The sequence below is a fragment of the Pseudomonas sp. BF-R-01 genome (assembly GCF_019946615.1).
Lineage (GTDB): Bacteria > Pseudomonadota > Gammaproteobacteria > Pseudomonadales > Pseudomonadaceae > Aquipseudomonas > Aquipseudomonas migulae.
Genome location: NZ_JAGYFX010000072.1, coordinates 20,182 through 30,023, shown reverse-complemented (window position 1 = coordinate 30,023; position 9,842 = coordinate 20,182). Strand labels below are relative to the sequence as shown.

8 protein-coding genes and 2 riboswitches are annotated in these 9,842 nt (G+C 63.3%); of the genes, 4 read left to right on the top strand and 4 right to left on the bottom strand.

Going from position 1 to position 9,842, the window contains the following annotated elements; translation table 11 throughout:
• Positions 1-78 precede the first annotated feature (78 nt).
• The 4 genes from KGB27_RS22435 to cobW all read right to left on the bottom strand — a co-directional run bounded on the left by KGB27_RS22435 (position 79) and on the right by cobW (position 6,824).
• Complete coding sequence (locus KGB27_RS22435) at positions 79-690, bottom strand: vWA domain-containing protein (protein ID WP_317850732.1); 612 nt, start codon at positions 688-690, stop codon at positions 79-81.
• Positions 691-743: 53 nt separating this feature from the next.
• On the bottom strand, positions 744-1,742 hold the full coding sequence (locus tag KGB27_RS22430) for an ATP-binding protein (protein WP_008040060.1): 999 nt from the start codon (positions 1,740-1,742) through the stop codon (positions 744-746).
• A gap of 153 nt (positions 1,743-1,895) precedes the next feature.
• Positions 1,896-5,753, bottom strand: a complete 3,858-nt coding sequence (gene cobN, locus KGB27_RS22425; protein WP_223556414.1) for a cobaltochelatase subunit CobN — start codon at positions 5,751-5,753, stop codon at positions 1,896-1,898.
• A gap of 3 nt (positions 5,754-5,756) precedes the next feature.
• A complete protein-coding gene (gene cobW / locus KGB27_RS22420) occupies positions 5,757-6,824 on the bottom strand; it encodes a cobalamin biosynthesis protein CobW (protein WP_317850731.1) in 1,068 nt (355 codons plus the stop codon).
• A 95-nt stretch (positions 6,825-6,919) separates the two neighbouring features.
• A riboswitch (cobalamin riboswitch) is annotated at positions 6,920-7,132 on the bottom strand.
• Between the two features lie 193 nt (positions 7,133-7,325).
• A riboswitch (cobalamin riboswitch) is annotated at positions 7,326-7,554 on the top strand.
• Positions 7,555-7,673: 119 nt separating this feature from the next.
• Here cobW and KGB27_RS22415 point away from each other — a divergent pair.
• The 4 genes from KGB27_RS22415 to cobM all read left to right on the top strand — a co-directional run bounded on the left by KGB27_RS22415 (position 7,674) and on the right by cobM (position 9,824).
• Entirely contained in the window at positions 7,674-7,868 is a 195-nt protein-coding gene (locus tag KGB27_RS22415; protein WP_008040066.1) for a CbtB domain-containing protein, read from the top strand.
• 11 nt (positions 7,869-7,879) lie between these two features.
• Complete coding sequence (locus KGB27_RS22410; protein WP_008040067.1) at positions 7,880-8,584, top strand: CbtA family protein; 705 nt, start codon at positions 7,880-7,882, stop codon at positions 8,582-8,584.
• A complete protein-coding gene (locus KGB27_RS22405) occupies positions 8,581-9,006 on the top strand; it encodes a cobalamin biosynthesis protein (RefSeq protein ID WP_192227416.1) in 426 nt (141 codons plus the stop codon). The genes KGB27_RS22410 and KGB27_RS22405 overlap by 4 nt, the downstream gene beginning before the upstream one ends.
• 71 nt (positions 9,007-9,077) lie before the next feature.
• Complete coding sequence (gene cobM / locus KGB27_RS22400) at positions 9,078-9,824, top strand: precorrin-4 C(11)-methyltransferase (RefSeq protein ID WP_207285613.1); 747 nt, start codon at positions 9,078-9,080, stop codon at positions 9,822-9,824.
• Positions 9,825-9,842: the final 18 nt, after the last annotated feature.

Here is a 9,842-nt window from a genome sequence, read left to right as displayed (position 1 = left end):
CCTCGCTCCTACAGGTTACGCATTGTCCCTGTAGGAGCGAGGCTTGCCCGCGAAGAGGCCAGCACAGACACTGCAAACTCAGCCTGAAACCAGCTCATCGATATGCCGATAATCCGTTTGCAACTCCGCTGCCAACTGCCGCGCCCGCCCCAACCGGATCGGTCCACGCTCGATGTCGATCAGCAGCCCCGGACACGCCAGCGCCGGCAACCCCGACCACTCCTTCAACCGGCCATCGGTCACCAGCAACAACCGTTGCTGCTCCGCCGGAAAACGTTTTTGCCGGACCGCGAGCCATCGCCCCGCTTCGCCCAGTGCCGCCAGCAACGGCGTACCGCCGCCCGCGCCAAGGCCATCGAGCCAGTGGCGCAACCCGCTGGAAGCTTTCAACCCTTGCACTTGCCACTTCGGCGTATGGCCGCTGGCCGTCAGCAACGCCAGGTGCGCACGCTGGCGATAAGCGTCGTCGAACAACTGCGCCAACAGCCCCTTGGCGTCGCTCAAGGCCTGGTGGCGGCGCGTCGAGGCCGAGGCGTCGACGATCACCAGCCACAGTTCATGGGGCGAACGGGTGCGCAGTTGAAACAGCACATCCTGGCGTTGGCGCGGGCGGCCGTTTAGCAAGGTGCCGGGCCAATTGATCGAGCCGCTGCGGGCGGCATGACGCTTACCCTGCTTGCCGTGGTCCAGCCGTCCGGCGCGGGGCCTGGCATTCGCCCCCGCGTCAGATCGAGGGCGAATGCCTAGGGCTTTTTTGGCCAGCTCGGCACTTCACGTCGAGCGCCGACCGGCAGCGCCTGCGCGGGCATTTCGCCCCATTGGCCCTGGCCTTCGCTCGGGCTGGATTGTTGCGGGGCGGGTTGCCGGGCCTGTTGCGGCGCCGGTGGCGACTGTTCGCGACGACGATGGCGCAAGGCGAACTCGGCAACGGCATCGATATCTTCCTCGGCAATGGCGCTCGCCCCCCGCCACGCCGCATGGGCACGGGCGGCACGCAGCCAGACCAGATCGGCGCGCAGGCCATCGACACCGGCGGCAAAACAGCGCTCGGTAATCTGTGCCAGCGCCTCATCGTCCAGGGGGATGCTCGCCAGTGTGCTGCGCGCTGTCTGGCAACGCTCACGCAAAGACTGCTGCTGGCTTTCCCACTCGGCGCAGAAGCGTTGCGGATCGCTGTCGAAATCCAGCCGCCGACGGATGATCTGCCCACGCTGGGCGGGTGCGGTATGACCGCTGAGGGCGACGTTCAGGCCAAAGCGGTCGAGCAGTTGCGGACGCAACTCGCCCTCTTCCGGATTCATGGTCCCGATCAACACGAACTTTGCCGAATGCCGATGGGAAATGCCGTCACGCTCGATCAGGTTGGTGCCGCTGGCGGCGACGTCGAGCAGCAAGTCCACCAGGTGATCGGGCAACAGATTGACTTCATCGACGTAGAGCACGCCGCCGTCAGCCTTGGCCAGTACGCCGGGCGAAAACTGCGCACGACCTTCGCTCAGGGCGGCATCAAGGTCGAGGGTGCCGACCAGGCGCTCTTCAGTGGCACCCAGCGGCAAGGTGACGAACTGACCGCTGGCGAGCAGGTCCGCGAGGCCTCGGGCCAGGGTGGATTTGGCCATGCCACGCGGGCCTTCGATCAGCACGCCGCCGATTTTCGGGTCTATGGCGGTGAGGTACAGGGCGAGTTTGAGATCGTCGGCGCCGACCACGGCGGAGAGCGGGAAATGCGGGGTGTCGGTCATTATCAAATCTCGGTCATGGTCGGTGAAATGCTTCTAACTGTGGGAGCGAGACCGGCTTGCCGGCGATAGCGGTGTGTCAGGCAAATCAATATTGACTGACCCAACGCTATCGCCGGCAAGCCGGTCTCACTCCTACAGGGGATCTACGGTGTGTCAGGTGTCTTCTTCTATGTCCAGCAGCAGGTTTTCCAGTGCTTCTTTATAGGCGCCCGGCTCTTGCCACATCCCGCGCTGCTGCGCTTCCAGCATCCGCTCCGTCATGTCGCGCAACGCATGGGGATTGTGCTCGCGGACAAAATCCCGGGTCGCCGGGTCCAGCAAATAGGCATCGGCCAGCAACGCGTATTGGTGATCGTCGATCAACTGCGTCGTCGCGTCGAAGGCGAACAGGTTATCGACCGTCGCCGCCAGCTCAAACGCACCTTTGTAGCCGTGGCGCTTCACGCCGTCGATCCACTTCGGATTGGCCGCCCGCGAGCGGATCACCCGGTTCAGTTCTTCCTTCAGCGTACGGATTTTCGGCAAGTCCGGCTGGCTGTGGTCACCATGGTAACTGGCCGCCGCTGCACCGCTGAGGCTTTCCACGGCCGCGAGCATACCGCCCTGGAACTGGTAATAGTCGTTGGAGTCGAGCAAATCATGCTCGCGGTTGTCCTGATTTTGCAGCACGGCCTGAACCTGGCTCAGGCGCTGGGCGAACTGCTCGCGGGCCGCCGTGCCTTCGTCGGCACCGCCGTAAGCGTAGCCGCCCCAGTTGAGGTAAACCTCGGCCAGGTCCTCGCGGCTCTGCCACAAACGACCATCGATTGCCCCTTGCACGCCAGCACCGTAAGCACCGGGTTTGGCGCCGAAGATGCGCCAACCGGCCTGCCGTTTGGCCGCTTCTTCATCAAGGCCCGATTGCAGCAGCGCCTCGCGTTCGGCGCGGACCTTGGCCGCCAATGGATTGAGGTCGTCCGGTTCATCCAGCGCAGCGACTGCCTGCACTGCCGCATCAAACAGGCGGATCAGATTGGCAAAGGCATCACGGAAGAACCCGGACACGCGCAAGGTTACGTCCACGCGTGGGCGGTCGAGCAGGCTCAGCGGCAGAATTTCGAAGTCATCGACCCGCTGACTGCCCGTCGCCCAGACCGGGCGCACACCCATCAGCGCCATGGCTTGCGCGATGTCGTCGCCACCGGTGCGCATGGTCGCGGTGCCCCAGACCGACAGGCCGAGCTGACGCAGGTGATCGCCGTGGTCCTGCAAGTGCCGATCGAGAATCAGGTTCGCCGATTGGAAACCGATGCGCCACGCGGTGGTGGTCGGCAGGTTGCGCACGTCCACCGAATAGAAATTGCGTCCGGTCGGCAGCACGTCCAGCCGCCCGCGACTCGGCGCGCCGCTGGGGCCGGCAGGGACGAAACGACCGCTGAGGGCGTCGAGCAGGCCGCGCATTTCCGCCGGGCCGCAGGCGTCGAGCCTTGGCGCGACGACGTCGCGCAGGTTGTCGAGGATGGCGCTCACATCAGACCACCCCGGCCCCTGTGGGAGCGAGCCTGCTCGCGAATGCGGTGTGACAGGCAAATCAATGTCGACTGACACTCCGCTTTCGCGAGCAGGCTCGCTCCCACAGGGTTTGGGGGTGGCATTTAAAACTTGCGAGATCAATTGAGCGGCGAACAGTTCGAGGCGTTCGCGGGTATCGCCGGCAGTTCGCCAGACTTCATCGTCGAGCGATTGCAGCTCAATCGGTCGCGGCCCGACCCAAGGCTCAGCCAACACGCAATCCAGCGGATCAAAGCCCAACCCAAACGCCTTGGCCAACGCCCGCAACAAACTCGACTGCGCCCCACGGCCATCGCCCCGTGGAATCCGCAACAAAGCCAACAACGTGTCGATGCGCAGACGCCCGCTCGGCGACTCGCCAAAGATGTGCAAGCCATCGCGGATCTGCGACTCCTTCAGATCGCACAAATACGTGTCCAGACGCGGCAACCAGATCGCTGCATCGGCGTCGCTGTCGAGCTTCTCGTCCAGTTGCAGTTCACGGTCGATGTGCGTGTCGCGCACCAATTGCAGAATGTCGCGCTGCAATTCACGAGCGCGACGCGGGTCAAGCAATTGCGCTTCGTAATACTCGTCGGCAAGTAGCTCGAGGTTACGCAGCGGACCGTAGGTTTCGGCGCGGGTCAGCGGCGGCATCAGGTGATCGATGATCACCGCTTGCGTGCGGCGCTTGGCCTGGGCGCCCTCGCCCGGATCGTTAACGATGAACGGATAGATGTTCGGCAGCGGCCCGAGCAATGCGTCCGGCCAGCAATGCTCGGACAGCCCGACGCCTTTGCCCGGCAGCCATTCGAGGTTGCCGTGCTTGCCGACGTGGATCACGCCGTGGGCGCCGTAGGTTTTGCGCAACCAGAAATAGAACGCTAGATAACCGTGAGGCGGCACCAGGTCCGGGTCGTGATAGACCGCGCTCGGGTCCACCTGATAACCGCGCGCCGGTTGAATGCCGACGAAGGTCAGGCCGAAACGCAGGCCGGCGATCATCATTCGCCCGTCACGGAACATCGGATCGTTTTGCGCGGTGCCCCAACGTTCCAGCACTGCCTGGCGATTAGCCTCGGGCAAGGCGTTGAACATCAGGTTGTAATCATCCATCGCCAGGCTTTGCTGGCACGGGCGCTGATCGAGGGTGTCGAGATCGTTGCTGACGCCGCCGAGCAATTGCTGGATCAGTTCGGTGCCGCTGCCCGGCAGTTCGGCCGGCAGCGGGTAACCTTCTTGATGCAGCGCACGCAGGATATTCAGTGCAGCGGCCGGTGTGTCGAGGCCCACGCCGTTGCCGATGCGCCCGTCGCGGGTCGGGTAGTTGGCGAGGATCAGGGCAATGCGTTTTTCGCTGTTCGGCACCCGCGCCAGATCGATCCAGCGCCGCGCCAGTTCGGCGACAAAATCCATGCGTTCCGGTTGTGGTCGATAGCACACCACGTCGGACTGACTGCGCTCGCTGCGCCACGCCAGGTCCTTGAAGCTGATCGGGCGACTGATGATCCGCCCGTCCAGCTCCGGCAACGCGATGTGCATCGCCAGATCCCGCGGGCCGAGGCCCTGCTCGCTGGCACGCCAACCGGGTTCGTTGTCCTGGGCGCAGATGGCCTGGATCACCGGGATGTTGCGTCGAAACGGTCGCAAGTGCGGCGCTTCGGGGCTGGATTGGGCGAAGCCGGTGGTGTTGAGAATCACCGAGGCTTCGACTTCATCCAGCCAGTCCTCGACCACCGAGAGGCAGCCGGGTTCTTTGAGACTGGCCACGGCAATCGGCAAGGGATTCAACCCCGCCGCTTGCAAACGCTGGCAGAAAACATCAATGAAAGCGGTGTTCGCCGCCTGCAAATGCGAGCGGTAAAACAGCACCGCCGCCACCGGTTGATCGGCCTGCCAGTCGGCTAGCCAATCCTGCAGTGCGGCGGGACTTTTTTGTGGGTGGTAAATCGCTGTGCGCGGCAGGGTTTGCGGTTCGGCCCACGCGTAGTCGCGCTCCAGCCAACGAGTGGCGAGGCAGCGAAACAGATCGAGCGCGTTGGCCATGCCGCCCTGACGCAAGTAATGCCAAAGCCGGTCGCGGTCTTCGGCAACCACCGTGCTCAGGTCGCTGAGTTCCGGGTCCGGGCGATCATCGCCGGGCACCAGAATCAGCTGCACGCCGCGCTGGGAGAGCTCGACCAACCGCTCGACGCCGTAACGCCAATACGCAATGCCGCCGTGCAGCGAGATCAGAATCACCTTGGCGTGGCGCAGCACTTCGTCGACATACAAATCGACCGAGGCATGGTTCTGCACCTGCATCGGGTTGGCCAGACGCACGCTCGGGTAATCGTCCGGCAACTGTTGCGCGGCTTCGGCGAGCAGCGCGAGGCTGGAATCGCCGCTGCACAGGATCACCAGCTCGGCAGGGGTTTGTCCAAGGTCGGCAATGTTGTCATCCGAGACGAAACCGCCGGGCTGGGTCCTGAGCAGATGCATGGGTTAAACGCTGAGCGCGGCGCGCAGTTGCGCTTCGAGTTGCGCGGCGTCGAGCGCCTGGCCGATCAGCACCAGACGCGTGGTGCGCGCTTCGTCGGCGCCCCACTGACGGTCGAAATGCTTGTCGAAACGCGTGCCCACGCCCTGGATCAACAGGCGCATCGGCTTGTTCGGGATCGCGGCGAAACCCTTGACCCGCAGGATGCCGTGCTTGACCACCAATTGCGTCAGCGCGTCCATCAACAGGCTTTCGTCGGCTTGTGGCAGTACGATGGAAATGGAGTCGAACGCGTCGTGATCGTGGTCGTCATGGTCATCGCCGTCGTGGTGATGATCGTGGTGGCTATGACGGCTGTCGATGTGTTCTTCGGAGCCGGCGCCGAGACCGATCAGCACGTCCAGTGGCAGGCGACCGCTGCTGGCTTCGATGACTTTGACGGCGGGCGGCAGTTCTTCGGCGACTTCCAGGCGTACGCGGGCCAGGTCTTCGGCGCTGATCAGGTCGGCCTTGTTGAGAATCACCAGGTCGGCGCTGGCCAGTTGGTCGGCGAACAGCTCGTGCAGCGGCGATTCGTGGTCCAGGTTCGGGTCGAGTTTGCGCTGGGCATCCACTTGGTCCGGGAACGCGGCGAACGTGCCGGCCGCCACGGCCGGGCTGTCGACCACGGTGATCACCGCGTCAACGGTGCAGGCGCTGCGGATTTCCGGCCACTGGAAGGCCTGGACCAAAGGTTTTGGCAGGGCCAGGCCCGAAGTTTCGATCAGGATGTGATCGAGGTCGCCGCGACGGGCCACCAGTTCGCGCATTACCGGGAAGAACTCTTCCTGGACGGTGCAGCACAGGCAGCCGTTGGCCAGTTCGTAGACGCGGCCGTTGGCTTCTTCTTCGGTGCAACCGATGGAGCACTGCTTGAGAATTTCGCCGTCGATGCCCAGCTCGCCGAACTCGTTGACGATCACCGCGATGCGGCGGCCCTGCGCGTTATCGAGCATGTGCCGCAGCAAGGTGGTTTTGCCCGAGCCGAGGAAGCCGGTAACGATGGTGACGGGGAGTTTGGCCAGTGTTTTCATCGGATGCCCTTTGGCAAGGTGGCGGGCATGCGGGACGACGACCGCAGCGACAGGCGCGCGGAAGAGTTCGCCACCGGATCACCCCGCCCGGTTGTAGTGAGAATTCGTGTCGAGGCAGGTCTCCTGGCTGACGGTGTGCCTGTCGCGAGACTGGCGTTGGCTGCGCCTTCCCGCGAACCCGTTGGACAGGTTTGCAGTGGCGTGGCAGCGAACATCACCGTTCACAGTTGCGGGGGCAGCCGCGGCATCGACCGCGTTCCCTTCTTAGCTCCGGCAAACGCCGAAGAACCTCGAATGCGCAAGGCTACGCATGGTGTGGGGGCGGGTCAATGTCTTGTGGTAGCCGCACGGGGCCCTTCGCGGGCAAGTCGGGTCGCCGCATCGCTCGCTCCTACAGAGAAATGCGATCCCCTGTAGGAGCGAGGCTTGCCCGCGAAAGGGGCGACTCGGTTCCGAGTTGAGAACCCTTGCCAATTGACGCCCAACCCCCGCCCATGCTCTCCTACACACCTTGTTACGGGTGCCCTTCACAGGGTGAAACGGGAAACCGGTGATTCATGTGCTTTACTCAAAGCCATGTCAGTCCGGTGCTGCCCCCGCAACGGTAAGCGAGCGAAGCGTCAGATCCACTGTGCCAGCAGTTCGGCATGGGAAGGTGACGCTTGCAGGTTTCGGCTGACGCCAAAACCCCTCGTGAGCCCGGAGACCGGCCCGCAACACAAAGTGACGATTACGTTCACTGAATAACAAACCCGCGGTGGGCGGGCGCTGTTTGAATCTCTGCGAGCCCGATTCGCAGGGGTCTTCCATGCGCTCTATTCACCCGCTGACAGACCAGAGGGAAGCGCCATGTCGATCATCAGCAGCACCGGCCACACATCCACCAGCACCACCACGACCACCCTGGCTCAACGCCTGACCGCCGCCGTCTGCGCGTCGATCCTTGGCGCGTGCCTGGTGTATTTCGCCGGTTTCTCGCACATCGAAGCGGTGCACAACGCTGCGCACGATACCCGTCACAGCTCCGCCTTCCCGTGCCATTGAGACCTGTCGACATGATCAAGCGTATTGCGCAAACCGCAGGTTTCACAGGGCTGCTGGCCGCCCTGTTGCTGACCCTGCTGCAAAGCTTCTGGGTCGCTCCACTGATTCTGCAGGCCGAGACTTACGAAAAATCCGAGCCGGCCGCTGTTGAAGTTCATGAACACGCCGCCGGTGCTGCCGCTCACACCCACGATGCAGAAGCCTGGGAGCCGGAAGATGGCTGGCAGCGCGTGCTGTCGACAACTGGCGGCAACCTGGTAGTGGCTGTCGGTTTCGCCCTGATGCTCGCGGGCCTCTACACGCTGCGCTCGCCGACCAAAACCTCGCAGGGCTTGCTCTGGGGCCTGGCCGGTTACGCGACGTTTGTACTGGCACCGACCCTCGGCCTGCCGCCGGAACTGCCGGGCACAGCTGCGGCTGACCTGGCACAACGGCAAATCTGGTGGATCGGCACTGCAGCGTCCACCGCCGTTGGCATCGCGCTGATCGCTTTCAGCCGCCACTGGCTGATGAAGATCCTGGGCGTGGCGATTCTCGCCGTCCCTCACGTGATCGGTGCACCACAACCGGAAGTGCACTCGATGCTCGCGCCGCAAGCCCTGGAAACGCAATTCAAAATCGCTTCGCAGCTGACCAACCTCGGATTCTGGCTGGCCCTGGGCCTGATCAGCGCCTGGTTGTTCCGCCGCAAAAGCGATGGTCAATACCACGCATGAGCGACACCAGCACAGCGCCGACGTTAGTGGTCGGCCTGGGCTGCCAGCGCGGCTGCCCCGTCAGCACGCTTCGGGCGTTACTCGATCAGGCATTACAGGCGCATCAAATCGGACTTCAGCAGATCACGGCGTTGGCCAGCATCGACCTGAAGCGCGACGAACCGGGCCTGATCGAGCTTGCCGCGCAACTCGAATTGCCGCTGACGTACTTCAGCAGTGAAGAATTGGCCGGTTATCAACCGCAACTCAGCCACCGTTCGGAAATCGCTTTTGAGCGCACCGGCTGCTACGGCGTAGCAGAAAGCGCCGCCCTCGCCCTTGCCGAACAACTGGCCCAGGCGCCGGCAAAACTGCTGATTTCCCGACAAAAATATGCCCAGGCGACCCTGGCATTGGCCTGCGCTGCGCAAAATCCCCGATAATCCTCGCCTTCGATCATGAGCAATCTTCATCTGAAGCCTTGCCCAGCCCCCTTTTTTGACAGGAAACGACGATGACCGTCTATTTCATTGGCGCAGGTCCCGGCGACCCGGAACTGATCACCGTCAAAGGCCAGCGGCTGATTCGCAGCTGCCCGGTAATCATCTACGCCGGCTCACTGGTGCCCGCCGCCGTACTGGAAGGCCACAACGCCGAACAGGTGGTCAACAGCGCAGAACTGCACCTGGAACAGATCATCGAGCTGATCAAAACCGCCCATGCCAACGGCCAGGATGTGGCGCGGGTGCATTCCGGCGATCCGAGCCTGTATGGCGCGATTGGCGAGCAGATTCGTTACCTGCGCGAACTCGATATTGCGTTTGAAATCATTCCCGGTGTTACCGCGACGGCGGCGTGTGCAGCGCTGTTGGGTGCGGAGTTGACGCTGCCGGACGTGTCACAGAGCGTGATCCTGACTCGCTACGCCGACAAGACCGCGATGCCGGCCGGTGAAGAGCTGGGCAGCCTGGCGCAGCATGGGGCGACCATGGCCATTCATTTGGGGGTGAATCACCTGGAGAAAATCCTGGTTGAATTGCTGCCGCATTACGGCGCGGATTGTCCGATTGCGGTGATTCACAGGGCGACCTGGCCGGATCAGGATTGGGTGGTGGGGACGATTGCGGATATTGCCGGAAAGGTTGAGGCGAAGGGGTTTCGGCGCACGGCGTTGATTCTGGTGGGTCGGGTGTTGGGCAGTGATCAGTTCAGTGAGTCATCGCTGTATCGCGCCGGGCATGCACATTTGTATCGGCCATAGGGCCCCATCGCGAGCAGG

Coding starts and splice junctions, on each gene's coding strand:
- cobW (WP_317850731.1), bottom strand. CDS start 6,824: ATGAAAACACTGGCCAAACTCCCCGTCACCATCGTTACCGGCTTCCTC.
- KGB27_RS22415 (WP_008040066.1), top strand. CDS start 7,674: ATGTCGATCATCAGCAGCACCGGCCACACATCCACCAGCACCACCACG.
- KGB27_RS22405 (WP_192227416.1), top strand. CDS start 8,581: ATGAGCGACACCAGCACAGCGCCGACGTTAGTGGTCGGCCTGGGCTGC.
- KGB27_RS22410 (WP_008040067.1), top strand. CDS start 7,880: ATGATCAAGCGTATTGCGCAAACCGCAGGTTTCACAGGGCTGCTGGCC.
- cobM (WP_207285613.1), top strand. CDS start 9,078: ATGACCGTCTATTTCATTGGCGCAGGTCCCGGCGACCCGGAACTGATC.
- cobN (WP_223556414.1), bottom strand. CDS start 5,753: ATGCATCTGCTCAGGACCCAGCCCGGCGGTTTCGTCTCGGATGACAAC.
- KGB27_RS22430 (WP_008040060.1), bottom strand. CDS start 1,742: ATGACCGACACCCCGCATTTCCCGCTCTCCGCCGTGGTCGGCGCCGAC.